The 20,269-nt window shown below is 72.6% G+C and carries 18 protein-coding genes; 11 read left to right on the top strand and 7 right to left on the bottom strand.

The genetic code is table 11. From position 1 onward, the window contains the following. Window positions 1-3: 3 nt before the first annotated feature. Complete coding sequence (locus tag HD601_RS17045) at window positions 4-1,083, bottom strand: type III polyketide synthase (protein ID WP_184823775.1); 1,080 nt, start codon at window positions 1,081-1,083, stop codon at window positions 4-6. A gap of 41 nt (window positions 1,084-1,124) precedes the next feature. On the opposite strand from HD601_RS17045, the gene HD601_RS17040 reads away from it, so the two are divergent. From HD601_RS17040 to HD601_RS17030, 3 genes are all read left to right on the top strand, one after another. Next, window positions 1,125-1,931 carry a UbiA family prenyltransferase gene (locus HD601_RS17040; protein ID WP_184823773.1) on the top strand — a complete coding sequence of 269 codons (807 nt, stop codon included), beginning with the start codon at window positions 1,125-1,127 and terminating at the stop codon, window positions 1,929-1,931. A gap of 17 nt (window positions 1,932-1,948) precedes the next feature. Then, window positions 1,949-3,079 (top strand): geranylgeranyl reductase family protein, encoded by a 1,131-nt coding sequence (locus tag HD601_RS17035; protein WP_184823771.1) that lies wholly within the window; start codon window positions 1,949-1,951, stop codon window positions 3,077-3,079. 90 nt (window positions 3,080-3,169) lie between these two features. Further along, entirely contained in the window at window positions 3,170-3,610 is a 441-nt protein-coding gene (locus HD601_RS17030; RefSeq protein ID WP_184823769.1) for an SRPBCC family protein, read from the top strand. Here HD601_RS17030 and HD601_RS17025 read toward each other — a convergent pair. Next, window positions 3,598-3,858, bottom strand: coding sequence for a GlsB/YeaQ/YmgE family stress response membrane protein (locus tag HD601_RS17025; RefSeq protein WP_184823767.1), 261 nt, complete (start codon window positions 3,856-3,858; stop codon window positions 3,598-3,600). The genes HD601_RS17030 and HD601_RS17025 overlap by 13 nt on opposite strands. A gap of 151 nt (window positions 3,859-4,009) precedes the next feature. Between HD601_RS17025 and HD601_RS17020 the strand changes: the two genes are divergently transcribed. The 7 genes from HD601_RS17020 (at window position 4,010) to HD601_RS16990 (ending at window position 12,629) form a co-directional block, all read left to right on the top strand. Beyond that, the gene (locus tag HD601_RS17020; protein ID WP_184823765.1) at window positions 4,010-5,620 is read left to right on the top strand and encodes a PucR family transcriptional regulator; all 1,611 of its coding nucleotides are present in this window, start codon (window positions 4,010-4,012) and stop codon (window positions 5,618-5,620) included. A 203-nt stretch (window positions 5,621-5,823) separates the two neighbouring features. Then, on the top strand, window positions 5,824-7,407 hold the full coding sequence (locus tag HD601_RS17015; RefSeq protein WP_184823763.1) for an ABC transporter substrate-binding protein: 1,584 nt from the start codon (window positions 5,824-5,826) through the stop codon (window positions 7,405-7,407). Window positions 7,408-7,419: 12 nt separating this feature from the next. Beyond that, the gene (locus tag HD601_RS17010) at window positions 7,420-8,367 is read left to right on the top strand and encodes an ABC transporter permease (protein WP_184823761.1); all 948 of its coding nucleotides are present in this window, start codon (window positions 7,420-7,422) and stop codon (window positions 8,365-8,367) included. Between the two features lie 15 nt (window positions 8,368-8,382). Then, on the top strand, window positions 8,383-9,324 hold the full coding sequence (locus HD601_RS17005) for an ABC transporter permease (RefSeq protein ID WP_184823760.1): 942 nt from the start codon (window positions 8,383-8,385) through the stop codon (window positions 9,322-9,324). Window positions 9,325-9,327: 3 nt separating this feature from the next. Continuing rightward, complete coding sequence (locus HD601_RS17000) at window positions 9,328-10,305, top strand: ABC transporter ATP-binding protein (RefSeq protein ID WP_184823758.1); 978 nt, start codon at window positions 9,328-9,330, stop codon at window positions 10,303-10,305. Window position 10,306: 1 nt separating this feature from the next. After that, window positions 10,307-11,290: an oligopeptide/dipeptide ABC transporter ATP-binding protein gene (locus HD601_RS16995; RefSeq protein ID WP_184823756.1), complete on the top strand. Its 984-nt coding sequence runs from the start codon at window positions 10,307-10,309 to the stop codon at window positions 11,288-11,290. A 52-nt stretch (window positions 11,291-11,342) separates the two neighbouring features. Continuing rightward, window positions 11,343-12,629 (top strand): alpha/beta hydrolase family protein, encoded by a 1,287-nt coding sequence (locus tag HD601_RS16990; RefSeq protein ID WP_184823754.1) that lies wholly within the window; start codon window positions 11,343-11,345, stop codon window positions 12,627-12,629. Between the two features lie 11 nt (window positions 12,630-12,640). Here HD601_RS16990 and HD601_RS16985 read toward each other — a convergent pair whose 3' ends face one another. From HD601_RS16985 to HD601_RS35815, 4 genes are all read right to left on the bottom strand, one after another. Continuing rightward, window positions 12,641-13,705, bottom strand: a complete 1,065-nt coding sequence (locus HD601_RS16985; RefSeq protein WP_184823752.1) for an SPFH domain-containing protein — start codon at window positions 13,703-13,705, stop codon at window positions 12,641-12,643. A gap of 26 nt (window positions 13,706-13,731) precedes the next feature. After that, window positions 13,732-14,169 carry an NfeD family protein gene (locus tag HD601_RS16980; RefSeq protein WP_184823750.1) on the bottom strand — a complete coding sequence of 146 codons (438 nt, stop codon included), beginning with the start codon at window positions 14,167-14,169 and terminating at the stop codon, window positions 13,732-13,734. Between the two features lie 76 nt (window positions 14,170-14,245). After that, window positions 14,246-16,987, bottom strand: a complete 2,742-nt coding sequence (locus HD601_RS16975) for a cation-translocating P-type ATPase (RefSeq protein ID WP_184823748.1) — start codon at window positions 16,985-16,987, stop codon at window positions 14,246-14,248. Between the two features lie 40 nt (window positions 16,988-17,027). Beyond that, the gene (locus tag HD601_RS35815; RefSeq protein ID WP_184823746.1) at window positions 17,028-17,939 is read right to left on the bottom strand and encodes a universal stress protein; all 912 of its coding nucleotides are present in this window, start codon (window positions 17,937-17,939) and stop codon (window positions 17,028-17,030) included. 71 nt (window positions 17,940-18,010) lie between these two features. Here HD601_RS35815 and HD601_RS16965 point away from each other — a divergent pair, with 71 nt between their 5' ends. Next, window positions 18,011-18,529, top strand: a complete 519-nt coding sequence (locus HD601_RS16965) for a hypothetical protein (protein WP_184823744.1) — start codon at window positions 18,011-18,013, stop codon at window positions 18,527-18,529. Between the two features lie 18 nt (window positions 18,530-18,547). Here HD601_RS16965 and HD601_RS16960 read toward each other — a convergent pair whose 3' ends face one another. Next, entirely contained in the window at window positions 18,548-20,221 is a 1,674-nt protein-coding gene (locus HD601_RS16960) for a SulP family inorganic anion transporter (protein ID WP_184823742.1), read from the bottom strand. Window positions 20,222-20,269: the final 48 nt, after the last annotated feature.

Genomic DNA, 20,269 nt, shown 5'->3' with positions numbered 1-20,269 from the left:
GGGTCACGCTCGCAGCAGGACGAGCTCGAGGCAGAAGCCGGGTCCCATGGCCAGCACGATCCCATACGAGCCCGGCCGCGGCGGGCGCAGCTCGAGCGTGTCGGCGAGGACGTGCAGCACCGACGCCGACGACAGGTTGCCGATGCGGTCCAGCGAGTCCCACGTCAGCGCCAGCGCGTCGCGGTCGACCCCGAGCGCGTCCTGCATCGCCTCGAGCACCTTCGGCCCGCCCGGATGGCACACCCACCACTCGACGTCCTCGCGGCCCAGCCCGAGATCGGACAGGAAGCCGTCGACGTCGGCGCCGACGTGCCCGCGAACGAGATCGGGGACGTCGGCGCTCAGGACGATGCGCAGGCCGCTCGCGCCGACGTCCCAGCCCATGGTCCGCTCGGTGTCCTCGTAGAGCCGGCTCCGGCTGGCCAGGACGGCCGGCCGCACCCGCCCGGGCGGTGGGTCGAGCCCGCCGGCCCGCTCCGCCCCCACCGCGACGACGGCGGCGGCCCCGTCGCCGAACAGGCCGCTGGCGACCAGGTTCGGGATCGACGCGTCCGCCCGCTGCACCGTCAGCGAGCACAGCTCCACCGACAGCAGCACCGCGACGTCGCGGGGATGACCCAGCAGGTAGTCGTGCACCCGCGCGATGCCCGCGGCCCCGGCCACGCAGCCGAGGCCGACGATCGGCACCCGCTTGACGTCCGGCCGCAGTCCGATGCGCCCGGCGATCCGCGCGTCGAGCGACGGGACGGCGATCCCGGTGATGGTGGTCGACACGATCTGGTCGACGTCCGACGGCGTGAGTCCGGCGGCGTCGAGCGCCTCGGTGACGGCGCGGGCGCCCAGCTCGACGGCGGCCTCGATGAACGCGTCGTTGGCGGCGCCGAAGTCGGTCAGCTCGGCGTAGCGCTCCTTCGGCAGGGCGAGGTGGCGCGTGCTGACGCCGGCGTTGGCGTGGAAGCGCTGCAGCAGCGCGTGGTCGTAGCGGCCGGACGGGGCGATCATGCCCGCGAACGCCGCCGTCAGGTCCGCCTGCGCGTACTTGTGATCCGGCAAGGCGCCTCGAACGGACAAGATGCGCGTCATTGTCCCTTTGTACGCCAAAATCCCGGCCCTAAACTTCGACCGTGGCGACGGGAACGGCGGCGGCGGGCCTGGTGCGCGCCTGCCATCCGGAGCCGACGGCGGCCGTCACCGTCCTGAGCGCGCTGCTGGCGCTGCGCCTGGGCCACGACGCCGCGACACTCGTGCTGGTCGTGGCGGCGGTGTTCACCGGCCAGCTCACCATCGGCTGGTCCAACGACCTGGTCGACGCCGGCCGCGACCGTGCCGTGGGTCGCGCCGACAAGCCGCTGGTCACCGGCCGGGTGACGGCGCGGACGGTCGGTGTGGCGCTGACGGCGGCGGCGGCCGCCTGCGTGGTGCTGTCGCTGGCCCTGGGACTCGCAGCGGGGCTGGTGCACCTGCTGCTCGTCGGCTGCGGCGTCGGCTACAACCTGCTGTTCAAGCGGACGGCGCTGTCGTGGCTGCCGTACGCGGTGGCGTTCGGGCTGCTGCCCGCCGTCGTGAGCCTCGCCCTCGACCCGCCCGAGTGGCCGCCCGCCTGGATGATGGCCGCCGGCGCGCTGCTCGGCGTGGGCGCGCACCTGGTCAACGTGCTGCCCGACCTCGACGACGACCTCGCGACGGGCGTGCGCGGGCTGCCGCACCGGCTCGGTGCGGCGCGGGCCCGGGTGACGGCCGTGGTCGTGCTGGTTGCGGCGTCGGTGCTCGTGGTGCTGGGTCCGGGCCGGCCCCCGGCGTGGGCGTGGGCGGGTCTGGCCGTCGTCGCCGTCCTGGCGGTGGTGGCGCTGCGCGGACGGGGCAGCACGCCGTTCCGCGCGGCCATGGCCATCGCGCTGGTCGACGTCGTCCTGCTGGTGCTGCGCAGCTGAACGGGTAGTGCCTCCTCATGGATGACCCCTGGGACCTCGTCGTCGTCGGCTCCGGACCGGCCGGATCGGCGACGGCGCTCGGGGCGCTGACGGCGGACCCGCGGCTGCGCGTGCTGCTGCTCGACCGCGCCGACTTCCCGCGCGACAAGGCGTGCGGCGACGGCATCTCGCCGGACGTGACGGACGTCCTGGCCGTCCTGGGTGTCCCGGGACTGCTGGACGACTGGGCGCCGGTGCGGCGGCTGGAGCTGGCCCGGGGCGAGGACCGGGTGTCGCGCCCCATGCGGCGGGCGGTCCGGGTCGTCCCGCGCACCGTCCTCGACCACCGGCTGCTGGCGGCCGCCGTCGGCGCCGGGGCGCGGTTCGAACGACGCCGGGTGCGCTCCGTCCGCTCCCGGGGCGACGTCGTGGTCGTCGACGGCGACATCGCGGCCCGGGTGGCGGTGGGCGCGGACGGCGCGTACTCCGTCGTCCGCAAGGCAGCCGGACTCCCGCCCGCGCGGCGCCGGGCCATCGCGCTGCGCGGCTACGTGGCCACGCCGCCGCGCTGGTCGGGCCTGCAGGTCATCGCGTTCGACCCGCACGTCACGCAGGCGTACGCGTGGTGCTTCGACCGCGGCGACGGGCTGGCCAGCGTCGGCTACGGCGCCTTCGCCACGGACGGCCTGACCCGTGCCGCGCTGCTGCGGCGCCTCGGCGAGGTCCTGCCCGGCGCCGAGGACGGGACCGACTGGCGCGGCCACCACCTGCCGCTGTCGTCGTGGCGATGGGCGCAGCCCGGCGGGCCGCTCCTGCTGGCCGGCGACGCCGCGGGCCTGATCAACCCGATGACCGGCGAGGGCATCCACTACGCGGTGGCGACGGGTGCCCTGGCCGGACGGGCCGCGGCGGCCGCCGTCAGCGCCGGGCGTCCCGGGTCGGCCGGAGGGCGATACCGGACGGCCGTGCGGGCGATGCTCGGGCCGCACCTGCGGCACACGGCCGGGGCCGCTCGCCTGTCCGCGGTGCCGGCGGTGCTGCGGGCCGGCATCACGGCGGCGCGCCGCGATCAGGGCGTCTTCGACGACCTCGTCGACCTCGGGCTGGGCCAGGGACGGCTGACCCGCCACGTGCTGGCCGGACTGGCCCGCGCCCTCACCCCGCGCTGAGCCGCGCTCGTCGTCCGGGCGGCGGTGCATGGGGGCGACGGGCCTGGGTACCTGCCCGGGACCGCGGAACGGACGGCTGGGGAGGGTCACATGATCGAGGTCAAGCGGCGGGTGGACGTGACACCGGAGCAGGTCTACGCCGTGCTGGCCGACGGCTGGAGCTTCGCCGGATGGGTCGTGGGCGCCTCGCACATCCGCGCCGTGGACCCGGCCTGGCCCGCGCCGGGCAGCCGGATCCACCACAGCGTCGGCCCCTGGCCGCTGTCGATCGAGGACGTCACCACCGTCGTCACCGCCGAGCCCGGCTCGCTGCTCGAGCTCGAGGCCCGGGCGTGGCCGGTCGGCGCCGCCAGGGTCCGGATCGAGCTGCGTCCGAGCACGGACGGCCACACCGAGATCCGCTTCCTCGAGGAGCTGAGCAAGGGCCCGGGCCGGCTCCTGCCGTCGCCGCTGCAGGGCCTGCTGCTCAAGCCGCGCAACGACGAGTCGCTGCGCCGCCTGGTCCGCATCGCGGAGGGTCAGGCGTCCTGACGGTGCCGGGCGCTCAGCGCCTCAGCGGTACCGATCAGCAGCACGGCGGCGATCACGGCGACGATGAATCCGAGGACGTTCAGTTCGAAGATGTCCCCCGTGCCGAGCAGGTTCGCCACCACGCCACCGATGACCGATCCGGCCAGTCCGAGCAGCAGGGTGGCGATCCAGCCGAGGTTCTGCTTGCCGGGCTTGATCAGCCGGGCGAGTGCGCCGATGATCAGGCCGGCGACGATGAATCCGATCACGGTCGTCTCCTCGTATCGGGCGGCTGGGCTTCGCCGCGTTCGCTGTCCCCGTACCCGCCCGCGTCGTCCCCACGCCTCGACGCCGGGACCCTGGTGTCCGCGGCGACCAGGGCGTTACGCTCCACGAACTGTCGGACGGACGGAGGATCTCTTGTACCCCACGGTCGCGGAGATCCTGGAACTTCCGGAGGTCCAGCGCGGTCACCCGCGCATCGCGGCCGGCAAGGACGGCGTGGATCGAGCGGTGCGGTGGGTGCACGCCCTCGAGCTACGCGACGTGACGGGGCTGGTGCGGGGCGGCGAGCTGTTGCTGACCACCGGCGTGGCCCTTCCCGAGAACGCCGGTGACCTGCGCCGCTACATCCAGTCGCTGGCGAGCAACGGCGTGGTGGGCGTCGGCATCGAGCTGGGCTTCCGGTGGACGACCCTGCCCCAGGCCATGGTGGACGAGGCCGACCGGCGCGGCGTGGTGCTCGTCGCGTTCCACAGCGGCGTCCCGTTCATCTCCATCACCGAGGCGGTCCACAGCGTGATCCTCAGCAGCCAGCTGGCGCTGCTGAAGACCTCGGAGCAGATCCACGAGGCGTTCACCCGTCTCGGCACCGAGGGCGCGACGACGCAGGAGATCGTCGACGAGGCGGCGCGGTGGGCCGGCGCCCCGGTCGTGCTCGAGAGCCCCGCCCACCGGGTGCTCGCGGCGTCGCACGCCGGCCACCACCGCGACGTCGTGCTGGGCGACTGGGAGCGGCGGTCGCGCCATGCTCACGCCGTCGACCACACCGGCCGGTACGGCCCCGAAGGATGGCTCGTGGCGCCGGTGCGCGCGCGGTCCCAGGCCTGGGGCCGGCTCATCCTGCAACCCGGCGAGACCTGCACCAGCAACCAGCGCATGGCGCTCGAGCGCGCGGCCGCCGCGCTGGCGCTCGGCCGGCTGATCGAGCCCGACGCGCCGACGCTGGAGCGGCAGGCGCACCGGTGCCTGCTCGCCGACATCGTCGCCGGACACCATGACGACAAGGACCTGTACTCCCGGGCCGCCGCGCTCGGCGTGCCGATGGCGGGCCACGCCCTGCTCGGCCTCGTCGTGGACCCCAGGGGTCCCGCGAGCGACGCCGTCGACCAGTCCCACGGTGACGCGCTGGTGGCCGCCGCGATCGACCAGGTGAGCGCGGCGGCCATCGCCGGTCCCCTCGAACGCGGCATCGGGGTCGTGCTGGCCGTGCCGGGCACGGGACCGCACCGAGAGACGGTGCGCCAGCTGGCCGACGCCGTCCACCGCCGGTTCACCTCGACGGGACGGCGCGTCGTGGTCGGGGCGGGAGCGGTGGCGTCGACCATGGCGCAGGCCGCGGCGTCTCTGCGCGAGGCGGCGGTCGTCGCCCGTGCGGCGCCGTGCCGCGCCGCCGGCGAGTCCTATCTGACCCTCGCCGACGTCCGGCTGGCGGGCCTGCTGACCATGCTCCGCAGCGATCCCCGCCTCGAGGCGTTCATCGAGCGCGAGCTCGGAGCGCTGCTGGCCGACACCAGCCGCGACGGCACCGAGCTGCTCCGGACGCTGCACGCCTACCTGACGGCGGGGCGGAACCGCGCGCTGACGGCGAGGTCGCTGCACCTGAGCCGCCAGGCCCTGTACCGGCGGCTGGACCGCCTGCAGCAGCTGCTGAAGGTCGACCTCGACGACGCCGAGTCGTGCCTCTCGCTGCACGTGGCGCTGACGGCGGTGCGCCACGCGGGCGTCGATCGGCGCGTCTTCGACTGGTGACGCAGTGTCAACCGGAGGCGCCGAAGTCGGGACACTGTGACCGGCATCACGTCGCCGGCCGGCCAGTAGTGTCCTTCACACCGTCCGTCGAGGCGGCCCCTCACCTCCGCTTGCTCTGAGCTGCGCCACACACTGCGCAGCCTGCGTTGATACATAATCGAAGATTTTTCAGCCGCCCATCCAGCCCTCAGGGAGCTGATCACATGGCTCGACGACCACTGGCCCTGCTCGCCCTCGCCCTCGCCGGCGCGCTGGCCATCGGCGCGTGTTCCGGCGGCTCCGACGACGGCGCACCGGCGGCCGGGGACGGCGCTCCGGCGGCCGGGGACGGGCCCGAGGGGACGCTCGTGGTCGCCGCCGCCGAGGAGCCCGAGACGCTGGACTTCATGGCCAGCACCCAGGGCAACGTCCACTTCCGGACCATCAACGTCGTCGAGACGCTCTTCGCCTTCGACGACGAGTGGGCGCCGCAGCCGCTACTGGCCGACACCGTCGAGGCCTCGCCCGACCTGACGACCTACACCATCACGCTGCGCAACGTGAAGCTGCACAACGGCGACCCGCTGACCTCCGCCGACGTCGTCGCCTCGCTCGAGCGGTGGATGGAGGTCGACGGGCGCGCCGCCGGGTGGATGACCGGCCTCGAGAGCCTGGAGGCGACGGACGACACCACCGTCGTCTTCACGTTCAGCGTGCCCAAGCCGCTGCTGCCGTCGTACCTGGCGACCACTACGACGGGGATCATCGCGGCGAGCGCCGCCGAGGCCGCCGGGACCGGGGTCCTGGAGCCGGAGCAGCTCATCGGCACCGGGCCGTTCATGATCGATCACTGGGAGTCCGGCGTCGAGCTGGTGCTGAAGGCGTTCCCCGACTACGTCCCTCCCGAGGGCGAGCCGTCCGGCCACGCCGGGGCGCGCGAGGCCGGCGTCGAGGAGATCGTCTACCGGCCGGTGCTGGACGAGAGCGCGCGGCTCGCGGGCCTGCAGACCGGCGAGTTCAACTACGTCGAGTCGCTGCCGCTGGACCAGCTGGACATCATCGAGTCGACCGACGGCGTCGAGGTGACGCCGCGGATCGTGGGCAGCGTCGCTGCCTACCTCAACACCCAGGACCCCGTCATCGGCGATCCGGCGATGCGCCGTGCGCTGCTGGTCGCGCTGAACATGGACGAGATCGCGGCGTCCCTCGGTCCGGACGAGCTGTGGGAGCTGTCGCCGGCGATCCCCTCGTCGGGCACCCGGTTCGCCAGCGACGCCGGCACCGACGACTGGAACGCCGGCGACCCGGACCGGGCGCGGTCGATGGCCGAACAGGCCGGCTACGACGGCGAGCCGCTGGTCGTCATCACGACGTCCACGCCCGCGACCTACCGGATGGCGATCCTCCTCGAGGAGCAGCTGGAGAAGGCCGGCTTCACGGTAGAGCCGCAGCTCATGGAGACCGCGGCGATGCAGGAACGACGCAGTCAGCCCGACGGCTGGCACATCGCGATGGGCCAGATCAACAACGTCCCGGACGCCACGCAGCTGAGCGCGCTGTCGTGCGGGAACACGGTCGGCGCCTACTGCTCGGAGGAGATGAACGGCCTCGTCAGCGCGTTCTCGTCGGCGACCTCGGACTCCGACCTGACCGCGGCGCACGATGCGATCCAGGAGCTCTTCTACCAGGACCTCCCGTACATCAAGGGTCCCGAGGTCTCCGATCTCAACGCGACGTACCACCTGGCGGACTTCGATCCGACCAAGCTCAACGTCCCGCACCTGTGGAACGCACGCCTCACCCAGTAGGCGGGACGACGCATGCTGTTGATCTACGCGGTACGGCGGCTCGTGGCAGCCCTTCCGGTGCTGGTCATCGTCGCCGTCCTCACCTTCCTGCTGATGTCGATCGTGCCGGGCGACCCCGCCCGGGTGCTGCTGGGCGACTCCGCGAGCACGGAGCAGCTCGCGCGGCTGCGCACCGAACTGGGCCTGGACGATCCCTGGCTGGTCCGGTTCGGCTCGTGGTTCGGCGGGGTCCTCCGCGGCGACCTCGGCGAGTCGGTGTTCCTCTCCGAGCCGGTCAGCTCGATCATCGGCAAGCGAGGCCTGGTCTCGCTCACCCTGGCGATCGCGGCCGAGGCGGTCGCCATCGTGATCGGCATCGTCCTGGGAGTGGTGGCGGCGCTGCGTCGCGACCGGTGGCTGGACCGCATGCTGTCGGCCGGGTCGGTCGCCGGCATCGCGGTGCCGAACTTCGTCGTGGCCATCCTCCTGATCGCGCTGTTCGCCGTGCAGCTGCGGTGGTTGCCGGCCACGGGCTTCGTCGCCCCGTGGGACGACCTCGGCGCGAGCATCCGGACGCTCGCGCTGCCGGTCGCCGCCCTGGCGATCAAGCAGGCGGCGCTGATCGCCCGGATGATGCGCGGCAGCATGGTCGAGGTGCTGTCGAGCGAGTACCTGCTCGCCGCCAGGGCGCGCGGTCTCGGCCGCGTCCGCCGCGTCGTGCGGCACGCGCTGCCGAACGCGCTCGGGCCCACCATCACGGTGATCGGCGTCGGCTTCGGCTCCCTGGTGACCGGCACCGTGATCATCGAGGTGGTCTTCGGCATCCCCGGCATGGGCCAGCTGCTCATCGACGGTGTCCGCACCAGGGACATCGTCCTGCTGCAAGGCGTGATGTTGACCATCACGGCGATCTACGTGCTCGTGATGCTCCTGACGGACCTCGCCCAGGCCTGGGTGAACCCGCGCATCAAGCCGAACTGACGGAGGCGAGACCCCATGGCAGCACGACGCACGACGCTCGGTGACGCGGTGACCGGTGTGGTCGCCGGCACCGCGAAGGCGGGAGGCGGGGCACGGCCGCACCGCCCGGTCGGTGGCGTCCGCGCGTTCCTCCGCACGGTGCTCGCCGGGTCGCCGCTGGCGATCGTCTGCAGCAGCGTCGTGGTCTTCTGGGTCGTCGTCGCCGTCCTCGGACCGTTCCTGGTCCCCGGCGACCCGCTCGCGACGAACGTGAGCGAGCGGCTGTCGTCCCCGTCGGCCGACCACTGGCTCGGCACGGACGAGTTCGGCCGCGACGTCGCCGCCCGGCTGGTGCACGGCGCGGGGGTCTCGCTCCTGCTCGCGTCGGTCACCGTCGTCGTCTGCATGGTCGTCGGCACCGCCATCGGCTCCGCGGCCGGCTTCTACCGCGGGCTCTCCCAGGTCCTCATGCGGGTCGTCGACGCGCTGATGGCCATCCCGGGCCTGGTCCTGGCCATCGTCCTGATGGCCGTCCTCGGGCAGGGCCTGCTCACGATCATCATCGCCCTGTCCGTCGTCTACATCCCGCTGTTCGCCCGGGTCTCCTTCGGCGAGGTCCGGGCACTGAAGGAGCTCGAGTTCGGGCAGGCGGCGCTCGCGCTCGGCGCCAGCAAGTGGCGCGTCCTCACCCGGCACTTCCTGCCGTCGATGAGCTCGTCGCTCAATGTCCAGGCGTCCTACGTCCTGTCCACGGCCATCATCACCGAGGCGAGTCTCAGCTTCCTCGGCGCCGGGGTGCCGCCGCCGACGCCGAGCTGGGGCGCGGACATCAGCGCGGGCAAGAGCTACCTGTTCACCGCGCCGTGGATGCTCTGGCCGGCCGCCATCGCGCTCACCTCGCTCGTGCTGGCCGTGAGCCTGCTCGGCGACCGTCTGAGGGACGTCCTGGAGTTCCGGACCGACCGGGTGGAGGTCTGACGCATGCCCGCGAGGCACACACCCACGCCGCGGCTGTCCGTCGACGGCCTGTCGGTGACCTACCGGGGCAGCCGGCCCAATCCCGCGGTCACCGGCGTGTCCTTCTCGATCGGCGTCGGCGAGAGCCTCGCCATCGTCGGCGAGTCCGGAAGCGGCAAGTCGAGCGTCGCGCGCAGCCTCGGTGGCCTGCTCCAGGGCAAGGCCGACGTGAGCTGGGAGTCGATGGCGATCGACGACACGCGCTTCGTCCCCGGCGACGTCGAGGCCGGCGTCGGCGGCGTGGCGGGGCGGCTGCTCAGCTACGTCTTCCAGGAGCCCAAGGCCTACCTCAACCCGAGCCTGCGCATCGGCGGGCAGCTCTGCGAGATCCTCGGCATCCACCTGAAGCTCGGCCGCCGCGAGGCCGAGCGCGAGGCGGTCGAACTGCTCGACCACGTCGGCATCCCGGACGCGGCGCGCCGGATGAACGACTACCCCCATCAGCTCTCGGGCGGCCTGGCCCAGCGCGTCGCGATCGCGATGGCGATCGCTCCTCGCCCGGCCGTGCTCGTCGCCGACGAGCCGACCTCGTCCCTCGACGTGACGGTCGCGGCGCGGGTGGTCGCGCTGCTCCGCCGGCTGCAGCGCGATCGCGGCATGGCGCTGCTGCACATCACCCACAACCTCTATCTGGCGGCACGCTCGTCCGACCGCGTCGCCGTCATGTACGCGGGCGAGTTCGTGGAGGTCGGAACCGCGGCGGACGTCCTGCGCAACGGGGCCATGCCCTACACGCGCGGCCTGCTCGCGGCCGCGCCCGCCGCGGACGGGCGGACACGGATGCGCCCGATCCCGGGATCGCCGCCCGACATGCGCGAGCCCAGCACCGGCTGCCGATTCGCTCCCCGCTGCGCCCACGTCCACGCCGGTTGCGCACACGACGTCGGCCTGCGCACCGTGGCCGACGGTCACCACGTGCGCTGCACTCTGGTGGAGGGCTGAGATGAGTCAGAGCACACCGGTCCTCGACGTGCGGGGGCTGTCCAAGCGGTTCCGCCAGCTCTCCCCGCTGTCCCGCCGCACCGTCGGGCTCATCGACGCCATGGCCGAGGTCGACCTCCGTGTCGAGGCCGGCCGCACGACGGCGCTGGTCGGCGAGTCCGGCTCCGGGAAGACGACGCTGGCCCGCTGCGTCCTCGGCCTCGAGACCCCCGACGCCGGCGTCGTGCGGATCGGCGACCTCGAGGCCCATCCGGGCCGGCCGCGCGCCAAGGAGCGCGCCGCCCGGGTCCAGGTGGTCTTCCAGGACCCGAACACGTCGCTCACCCCGCGCATGGAGCTGCGGCACATCATCGGCGAGCCGCTCGTCGTGCACCGCGCGGTGTCGAGCCGCCGCGAGCTCGCCGACCGCGTCGCCGAGGCCATGGAGTCGGTCGGCATTCCCCGGGACTGGGCCCGACGCCGTCCCAGCGAGCTGTCCGGCGGGCAGCGCCAGCGCGTGGCCATCGCCCGGGCGCTGGTGCTGCGGCCGTCGCTCATCGTGCTCGACGAGCCGGTGTCGGCGCTCGACGTCTCGATCCAGGCCCAGATCATCAACCTGCTCGAGGAGCTGCAGGACGCGTACGGCATCGGCTACCTGCTGATCAGCCACGACCTGGCGATCGTGCGCGCGATCGCCCACAGCGTCTACGTGATGTACCGCGGCAGGATCGTCGAGAGCGGCGCTCCGGACCGGGTGCTCACGACGCCCCGGCACCCGTACACCGAGTCGCTGCTGCACGCGGAGCCGTCACACCCCGCGTGGGACCTCGACGTCTTCGACACCACCGCCGAACGTCCCGGGCGCTCGGACTGGCGCGAGGGCTGTGCGTTCGCCGGACGGTGCGGCCGCGCCCTCGACGTGTGCCGCGGAGAGGTGCCGGCCGACGTCGGCGCGCCGGACGGCGGCGTCCTCCTGTGCCACCACCCCCTGCCGTCCCACCCGTAGCCCCGTCGCCCAGTCCCCCGCCCCCGTCCCCCGGAACACAGAGGAGAGCAGCATGGTTTGGACGCCGCCCGCCACCGTCTCGGTCGAGCAGATCCGTGAGTCGTCGCGAGGAGCGGAGGCACGGGCCGGCGAGCCGATCGACGTGGAGCAGTACCTGTTCACGATCGAGTCGCTCGGACTCCCGTGGGACATCGGCGGGGCGATCTACCAGCCGCGAGGGCCGGTCGCGGTAGGCCCGGACGGCAAGGCCGTCGGCGTGTTCCTCATCCACGGGGGCGGCGGCGACCACCGCGGCTTCGACACGATGGCGCGGCTGCTGGCCCAGGGCAAGGGCTACCGGGTCGTCACCATCACCTACCCCGGCAACCTCTACCTGGAGGGCGAGACCTACGACTGGCCGGGCGACACCTTCGGCGACGACGGCTCCATCCGGACGCCCATGTGGAAGAAGGGCGAGGCCGTCACCCCGGACCAGTACGACCTGGTCGAGATCAAGGGCGACGACGTCTTCCGGGCCAAGTACGGCACGCTGATGTTCCTCAAGGCGCACCCCGGGAGCCGGTTCTTCGACCGCCTGGCGGCATGGCCCATGGCCTACGAGGACGCCTTCGTCGAGGCCTGCCGGCGGTTCCTGCCGGCCGAGGACTACTCGATCTACTGTTCCGGCGTGTCCACCGGCGGACCCTTCGCCCACATGATCCTGCAGCGGGTCGAGAACATCGTCGGCCTGGTGGGCGCGGAGAGCAGCCCGTACGGCAGCATCTTCTCGGCGATGCTGGACCAGGGCTGGCCCTACGACTTCGACATGATGACCGTCCGCACGTGGCGCGACGTGGCCCGGTACGCCGGCCCGGAGGCCGGGGCGGACGCCGGGCGCCGGCTGCCCTGGCTCATGGAGGAGGTCTTCGAGAAGCACCGCGCCATGACGCACCGGCCGCTCCTGAAGGCCCAGCACCTCGTCCAGTTCTGCGCGACGGACGCGCTGGAGCGCGCGGCCGAGGCGTCCGCCGCCCGGCTCGGCCTCGGCGAGGACGCGACCAAGGAGCTCAAAACGAGGTTCGCGGGCTATCCCTTCCCGCTGGGAGGCGACGCGCGCCCCGTCCCGCCGCTGCTGTACAGCATCATGGCGAACAGCCGCGACCACACGTTCCAGCGCTACGACGAGATCCTGCTACCCGCGCTCGCCCGGCTCGACCCGGCACCCAAGGCGAACATCGTCCGGTTCGACATCGGGGTCCACCAGTACCAGGCTCCGCTCGGCGACCTGCCCTACGGCACCGCGCCGGCCGTGGCGGACCTCTGGGCCGACGCCATCGACGGCGGCTACTACCTCCCGTAGCGGTCGCGGCGTCAGAGCCGGCCGTTCCCGTCGGAGCCGAGGTCGGTACCGCTCTCGACGGCGGCCGCCTCGGCCTTGGCGTCCTCGACGGCGGCCTCGGCCTGCCGCGTCGCCTGCTCCGCCGCGGCCGTGAGCTCGCGCTGGGCGTCGTGGCTCAGCTCGGCCGGCGGCTGCTCGCCGTCGCCGGCCGGCTGGTTGCCGACGCGGGAGTGGTCGCCGAAGGCTCCGGTGACCGACCGGATCGCCTCGGTGAGCTCACCGGGGATGACCCAGAACGTGTTGTTGGGGCCGTCGGCCAGGTGCGGCAGCGTCTCGAGGTACTTGTAGGCGAGCACCTTGGGGTCGGCGTTGTTCAGGTGCACCGCCTGGAAGACCCGCTCGATGGCGCGGGCCTCGCCGTCGGCGCGCAGGATCATCGCCTGCTGGTTGCCCTGGGCCTCCAGGATCTCCTGCTGGCGGGTGCCCTCGGCGGTGAGGATCTTCGACTGCCGCTCCCCTTCGGCGTGCAGGATGACGGCGCGCTTGTCGCGCTCGGCCCGCATCTGCTTCTCCATGGCCTCCTTGATGGTCGACGGCGGGTCGATGGCCTTGATCTCGACCCGGTTCACCCGGATGCCCCACTTCCCCGTCGCGTCGTCGAGGACGGTGCGCAGCTGCGCGTTGATCACCTCGCGCGAGGTCAGCGTCTTCTCGAGGTCCATGCTGCCGATGACGTTGCGCAGGGTGGTGACGGTGAGCTGGTCGATGGCCTGCAGGTAGTTGGCGACCTCGTAGGCGGCGGCGCGCGGGTCGGTGATCTGGTAGTAGAGCACCGTGTCGATGTTCACCACCAGGTTGTCCTCGGTGATCACCGGCTGCGGCTGCGAGGTGAACACGTGCTCGCGCACGTCCAGCTTGGTGTTGATGCGGTCCACCATCGGGATGATGAAGTTCAGGCCCGGTTGCAGGGTGGCGTGGTACCTGCCGAACCGTTCGACGTTGTAGCGGCGGGCCTGCGGCACCACGCGAACCGCCGACGCGACGCCGAACACGACGATCGCAGCGACGACGATGACGAGTACCAGCAGCAGTTCCATGTCTCCTCCGATGTCGTGCTCAGGGTTCAGGGCAGCAGCTCCCGCGGGTACACGATGGCGGTGGCGCCCTCGATCTCCATCACGTCCACGACCGCCCCGGAGGGGATCACGTGGTCCTCGTCGAGCGTGCGGGCGGACCAGGTCTCGCCGGCGAGCTTGATGAGTCCGCTGTCGGCGGTGACGTCCTCGATCACGACCGCCCGCCTGCCGACCAGCGCGTCGCTCCCCTCGCTGGTCAGGGGCGGATGGCTCATGTGCTGACGGGCGATCGGCCGCACGATGAGCAGCCCGGCCGCGCCGGCGATGGCGAACGCCGCCAGCTGCAGCACCCACGCGCCGCCCAGCCCGGCCACGACCGCCGCGACGAGCGCGGCACCGGCCAGCAACCCGAACGCGAGTGTGAGCGTCAGGAACTCCGCGGCGCCCAGGGCCGCGGCCACGAGCAGCCAGATGATCGCCGGCATCGGAAAGACCTCCCCGCCTTCGGGATGGTCCACCCCAATCTAGCTCGCCGAACGCCGATACAGAATGGGCCGGAGGTCAGATGTTGGAGGTCTTCGGCGACAACTCGGTCGCCGTCCGGGTCCGTGACCGGGTGATCGCCTTGGCGGCCTCGGTCAGCAGGAAGATCATCACCGCGAGCACCGCCGTCATCGCCCACTCACGCGGGCCGATGGGCGCGGAGCCGAACCAGGTGTGGGCGAACGGCGCGTAGCAGAACAGCAGCTGCAGTCCGATCATGGCGCCGGCGCTCCACCACACGGCCCGATTGCCGCGGAGCACCGCCGGGGTCAGGCTGGAGCGGTCCAGGAACCGGCAGTTGAACAGGTAGGCGAGCTGGCCCAGAGCCAGCATGGTGACGGCCGTGGTCTGGGCCTCCGCGAGCGGGACGCCGCGAGCGTGCTCGTAGTAGAACACGCCCATGGCCGCGCTGCCGATCAGCGCGGCCACCACCGCGATGCGCCCCAGGGACGCGAGCGGGACGATCGACTCCCGCGCGCGTCGTGGCGGGCGGGACATGATGTCGTGCTCGGCGCGCTCGTTGGCCAGCGCGAGCCCCAGGGTCACCGAGGTGACCATGTTGATCCAGAGCACCTGGACGGGTTGCAGGGGCAGTGTCAGGCCGAAGAGGACGGCGATCAGGATCACGAGCGACTGGGCGCCGTTGGTGGGCAGCAGGAACAGCAGCGATCGCCGCACGTTGTCGTAGATGCGCCGCCCTTCCTCCACGGCCCGTTCGATGGTCGCGAAGTTGTCGTCGGCGAGCACGATGTCCGCCGCCTCCTTGGTGGCCTCGGTGCCCTTGATGCCCATGGCCACCCCGACGTCCGCCCGCGTCAGCGCGGGTGCGTCGTTGACGCCGTCGCCCGTCATCGCCACGACCTCGCCGTGCGCCTGCAACGCCGCGACGATGCGGAGCTTGTGCTCGGGACTGGTCCGGGCGTAGATGTCGACGTCGCGCACCGTGGCGCGCAAGGTCTCGGCGGACATCGCCTCCAGGTCCGCGCCGCTCAGGACCCGGTTGGTGTCCTGCGCCGCGATCCCCATCTCGCGGCCGATCGCGAGCGCCGTTCCGGCGTGGTCGCCGGTGATCATCTTCACCCGCACGCCCGCCGTCCTGCACACCGTGATCGCATCGACGGCCTCGGGGCGCGGTGGATCGACGATGCCGACGAGCCCGGCCAGCTCCAGTCCGCCGTCGAGGTCGGCATGCGTCAGCGTGGAGGTCCCGGGGACCGGGCGGGCGTGGGCGGCGGCGAGCACCCGCAGTCCGTCGGCGCCGATCTCGTCGATCTGTGACTCCCAGAACTCCCGGTCGAGCGGTTCGGGGTCGCCGGTGGGGCCGGTCTGCGAGCCGCAGCGCTCCAGGACCCGGTCCGGCGCGCCCTTGACGAGCACGCGGAGAGTGCCGCCCGGGTCGCTCGCGAGCACGCCCATGTACTTGGTCGCCGGATCGAACGGCACCTCCGCGACCCGTCGCCATCCGTCGGCCGCGAACCCGGCCTTGGGCCCGAGGACGCTCAGCGCGCCTTCGGTCGGCTCCCCCACCAGACGCCATTGCGACCCGTCCTCGACGACCGTGGCGTCGTTGCAGATCGACATGTCCTCGATCAGCCGAGCCAGATCGGGCCGGTCGGCGACGGTGACGACGTCGCCCCCGAGGGTGACCTCGCCGACGGGCGCGTAGCCCAGTCCGCTGACCTCGAACCGGGCGCCGCCGGTGCGCACCATCCGCGCCGTCATCTCGTTCCTGGTCAGGGTGCCGGTCTTGTCCGAGCAGATCGTGGTGACGGCGCCCAAGGTCTCGACCGACGGAAGCTTGCGGGTGATCGCCCGCCGGCGGGCCATCTGCTGCACGCCCAGCGCGAGCGTGATCGTCACCAGGGCCGGGAGTCCCTCCGGCACCGCGGCGACCGCGAACCCGATCGCGGCGCTGACCAGGTCGGGAACCTCGAACTCGTGGAGGACGCGACCGATCACGATCATCACGAGGGCCATGACCAGGATCACGACCGCGAGCTTCTTCCCGAGCGAGTCCAGCGACCGGGTGAGCGGCGTGTCGACGCCCTCGACCTGCGAGATCATCGTCTGGACCTTGCCGATCTCGGTGTCCTGCCCGGAGGCGACCACCACCCCGGTCCCGGTGCCCGCGACGATCAGCGTCCCTGAGTACAGCATGCCGTGGCGGTCGCCCAGACCCGCATCGGCCCGAACCTCGTGCACGTCCTTCGCCGCCGGAACCGACTCCCCGGTGAGCGCCGACTCCTCCGCCTGCAGGCCGGTCGACTCGAGCAGCCTCACGTCGGCGGGCACCCGGTCCCCCGGACGCACCCGGACGACGTCCCCCGGCACCAGCTGATCCGCGTCGACGTCGATCACGGTGCCGGAGCGCACGACGTGGGCGCGGACGGACAGCATGTTCTTGATCGCGTCGAGGGCGCGCTCCGCCCGTCCCTCCTGAACGAGGCCGATGGCCGCGTTGATCACCGCGACGCCCAGGATGACGGCGAAGTCGACCCAGTCGGCTAGGACGGCCTTGAACGCCGCGGCGACCAGCAGGATGTAGATCAGGGTGTCGTCGAACTGGGCGAGCACCCGCCGCCACCACGGTGTCCGTGTCGGTGGCGCCAGCCGGTTCGGGCCGAAGCGCTCGAGACGCCGTTCCGCCTCGTCGGCGGTCAGGCCGGTCGGCCGGCTTCCCACGGCCGCGAGCACCTCGGCCGGCGGGAGCGACCACGGCGCGTCGACGACGGCGTCGGCCGTGCGGGCTGACGGGGGCATGTGGTCTCCCTCCTGCGAAACGGCGGGGGCGCTCCCCGCTCTACGCCGGTGCGGCTCGGACGACCGCCACGGGACCGGCCGCCTGGTGCAGCACCGCCTGGCTGATCGAGCCGAGCAGCAGGCTCCGCACCGGTCCCCGCCCCCGGGAGCCCACGACCAGGAGCGCGGCGTCACGGCCGAGGTCGAGCAGCACGTCGGCGGGGTGACCCTCTTCGAGCCGCACCGACACGTCCACAGGCCCGCCGATGGCCTGCCGCGCCCGGTCGACCGCCTGGTGCAGCGCTTCCAGGGCGAGACGGCGCTCCTCGGCTCCCACCACGGACATGGTCTCGGGATCGACGTCCTGCAACGGCAGGAACGGAGCCCGGTAGGCACTCACGGCCACGACCTCCGTCTGCTCGTCCCTGCCTCGTGCCAGGGCGAAACGCAGCGCGGCGTCACTGTGCTCGGAGCCGTCGACGCCCACGACGATCGCCCCGTCCAGGTGCCGGCTCCCCGGCGGCACGACGACGACGGGACACGAGGCGCGCGCGGCGACGCGGGTGCTCACCGACCCCAGCGCCAGCGAACCCACCCCGCCGAGCCCGCGGCTGCCGACCACGATCAGCTCGGCCCCGTCGTCGGCGACCTGCAGCAACGCATCGTCGGGGCGGCGCATCAGCAGGGACGTCGTCACGTTCAGGTCGGGTGCCTGCTCGGTCACGCGCTCGCGAGCGGCGTCCAGGACCAGCTGGCCGTAGCCGTGCACGTCCTCGGCCAGCGGCAGCACGGAGGCGTCGCCGAACGCGATCGCGGTCATCGGCATCCAGAGTCCGTACACGATGGCGAGATCGGCTTTCCGCCCCCGCGCCTCCGCCGTCGCCCAGTCGAGTGCGACCCCGCTGTCAGGAGAGCCGTCGACTCCGACGACGATCACCGAGGTGGACACGCGCGACTCAGACTCACCGGCCACTTCTCGACCCTAGCCGCTCGGACGGCTGAATGGCCGTTGTCCTTTTGCCCGCCACCTGCGACTGTGGCCTCGTGACGCGCGACGCAGGCGACGACGAGACTCCCGTCGTCGCGGCGACCGAGCTGGAAGAGCTCGCCGAGCAGGCATCGAACCTGGCGCAGGCGATCGACGAGGCGAGCGCCCGGTTGCGCGCTCACGCCGATGACTCGAGCAAGGCCGGCTGGCGACTGGACGAGGCAGTCGGCGCCGCACGCGGAGCGGCCCGCGAACTGGCCGCCGCCGCGGGCGACCTCTCCCCCGAACCGGGCAGCTCGAACTGCGGCATCACCTGGGGCGTCTGCCCCGACCACGGCAAGACCCTCACCGGCACCGCGGGCCGGAGCTGGTGCCGCCGACCCGGGTGCGGACGCTCCTGGCACTACGACCGGGCATCACTCCCCTGCACCGAGCCGATCGCCTTCGAGGTCCGCACCCCGAGAGGCGACAGCACCGCGATGTGCCGGGGCCACGCGGTCGCCGCGCTCGAGCTCCAGGCCGGCATCACCCTCGACCCCGTCCCGCCGGACGTCGACGCCGGCCCGCGCTCCTGACGCACCGACCCGTGGTGCTCACGGCGAATCCTCCTGTTCCCGGGCATTGAAGCCCTCGACCGCGGTCGGCAACGTGGGGAAGATGTGCTCGTCGCCGATCCGGTCGAGCAGCCCGGTCGGGGCGAGTTGGTCGCGGAGGTCCTGCTTCAGGCGTGCCAGGGCAAGGATGATGCCGCGTCGCTCCAGCTCGGAACGCAGCGACTCCAGCGCGTCCGCGCCGGTGACATCGATCTCGACGTTGGCCTCGACGTTGAGGAGGAACCAGCGCACGGGAGCGCTCGCGGCGTCGACGGCGGCGAGGGCACGGGTGCGGAAGTTCTCGGCGTTGGCGAAGAACAAGGGCGAGTCGTAGCGGTAGACCAGCAGTCCGGGGATCACCTGCGCCGACGGGTAGTCGTCGACGTCGTGCATGCCGGCGAGGCTCGGGACCAGGCCCTGGATCGCGTCGTGCGGCCGGGCCACCCGGCGCAGCAGGTCGAGCACCGAGAGCCCGATGGCGACCACGATGCCGAGCAGCACGTCGAATACCAGCACGCCGGCCGTCGTGGCCAGGGCCAGCAGGAGCTCGCTGCGGCGGAACCGGGCGAAGCGGACCAGCTCGGGTACGTCGACCAGCCGGGTGGCGGCGTACACGACGACGGCCGCGAGGGCCGCGAGCGGGAAGGCCGCCAGCAGTGGCTTCAGGGTGATCAGCGCCAGCAGGGTGCACGCCACCGTCACCAGGCCGGTCAGCTGCGTGCGCCCGCCGACCGCGTCCGCGATGGCGGTGCGACTTCCGCTGCTGCTCACCGGCATCCCCTGCAGCAGGCCGGCCCCGAGGTTCGCGGCACCGAGGGCGAGGAGCTCGCGTTGCGGGTCGATGGTCTGGCCGTGCCGGGTGGCGAACCCGCGGCCGGTGAGGATGTTGTCGGTGTACCCCACGAAGGCGATCCCCAGTGCCGGAGCCAGCATGGTGCTCAGCTCCGACAGGCCGATGTCGGGAACGCCGGGCACCGGGAAGCCGCCGGGGATCTCTCCGACCAGCCGCACCCCGCGATCGGAGAGGTCGAGGACGGCGGCGGCCGCGGTGGCACCGAGCATCCCCACGAGGGCCACCGGCGCGCGCGGGAAGCGCGCGGCGGCCACCAGCATCGCGGCCAGCGTGATCAGACTCAGCGCGGCCGTCGGCCCGTGCACCTGGTCGAGCTCGTCGAACACCTCACGGAGCTCGGGCACGAAGCCGTCGGCGTCCTCCGGCACGCCGAGCAGCTTGCCGAGTTGCGAGGCCACCATGATCCCGGCGATCCCGGCCAGGTAGCCGACGAGGACCGGGCGGGACAGGATGTCTGCCAGGGCACCGAGCCGGAGCAGCCAGCCGAGCACGCAGAAGCCGGCCACCAGCAGCGCGAGCGCGGCAGCGGCGGCGGTGACGTCGGTCCCGGTGCCGGCGACCGTCGCCAGGGCGGCCGCGGTCATGAGCGCGGTGGTCGACTCGGGACCCACCGACAGCAGCCGTGACGAGCCGAGGAACGCGTAGAGGGTGAGGGCGCCCACCACGGCCCACAGGCCGGTCTGCGCCGGCACGCCCGCCAGCTCGGCGTACGCCATCACCTGCGGGACCAGGTACGCCGTCACCGTCACGCCGGCGAGCAAGTCTCCGCGCAGCCAGGTGCGGCTGTAACCGCGCACCCAGCCGGGCGCCGGCACCCTCATCTCAGGCTCGGGACACCGAGATCATGGTGCGGCTCCTTCCAGCGGACC

Origin of the sequence: Jiangella mangrovi, from assembly GCF_014204975.1 — a bacterium.
Taxonomy (GTDB): Bacteria; Actinomycetota; Actinomycetes; order Jiangellales; family Jiangellaceae; genus Jiangella; species Jiangella mangrovi.
The sequence above is the reverse complement of the archived record's forward strand: the minus strand, read 5'-3'. Positions and strand labels throughout refer to the sequence as shown.

Bases quoted from the DNA above. Each gene is read 5' to 3' on its own strand.
- HD601_RS17015 (WP_184823763.1), top strand. From the start codon at position 5,824: ATGGCTCGACGACCACTGGCCCTGCTCGCCCTCGCCCTCGCCGGCGCG.
- HD601_RS17010 (WP_184823761.1), top strand. From the start codon at position 7,420: ATGCTGTTGATCTACGCGGTACGGCGGCTCGTGGCAGCCCTTCCGGTG.
- HD601_RS17000 (WP_184823758.1), top strand. From the start codon at position 9,328: ATGCCCGCGAGGCACACACCCACGCCGCGGCTGTCCGTCGACGGCCTG.
- HD601_RS16995 (WP_184823756.1), top strand. From the start codon at position 10,307: ATGAGTCAGAGCACACCGGTCCTCGACGTGCGGGGGCTGTCCAAGCGG.
- HD601_RS17045 (WP_184823775.1), bottom strand. From the start codon at position 1,083: ATGACGCGCATCTTGTCCGTTCGAGGCGCCTTGCCGGATCACAAGTAC.
- HD601_RS17030 (WP_184823769.1), top strand. From the start codon at position 3,170: ATGATCGAGGTCAAGCGGCGGGTGGACGTGACACCGGAGCAGGTCTAC.
- HD601_RS16960 (WP_184823742.1), bottom strand. From the start codon at position 20,221: ATGAGGGTGCCGGCGCCCGGCTGGGTGCGCGGTTACAGCCGCACCTGG.
- HD601_RS17005 (WP_184823760.1), top strand. From the start codon at position 8,383: ATGGCAGCACGACGCACGACGCTCGGTGACGCGGTGACCGGTGTGGTC.
- HD601_RS16975 (WP_184823748.1), bottom strand. From the start codon at position 16,987: ATGCCCCCGTCAGCCCGCACGGCCGACGCCGTCGTCGACGCGCCGTGG.
- HD601_RS17035 (WP_184823771.1), top strand. From the start codon at position 1,949: ATGGATGACCCCTGGGACCTCGTCGTCGTCGGCTCCGGACCGGCCGGA.
- HD601_RS16980 (WP_184823750.1), bottom strand. From the start codon at position 14,169: ATGCCGGCGATCATCTGGCTGCTCGTGGCCGCGGCCCTGGGCGCCGCG.
- HD601_RS16985 (WP_184823752.1), bottom strand. From the start codon at position 13,705: ATGGAACTGCTGCTGGTACTCGTCATCGTCGTCGCTGCGATCGTCGTG.
- HD601_RS16990 (WP_184823754.1), top strand. From the start codon at position 11,343: ATGGTTTGGACGCCGCCCGCCACCGTCTCGGTCGAGCAGATCCGTGAG.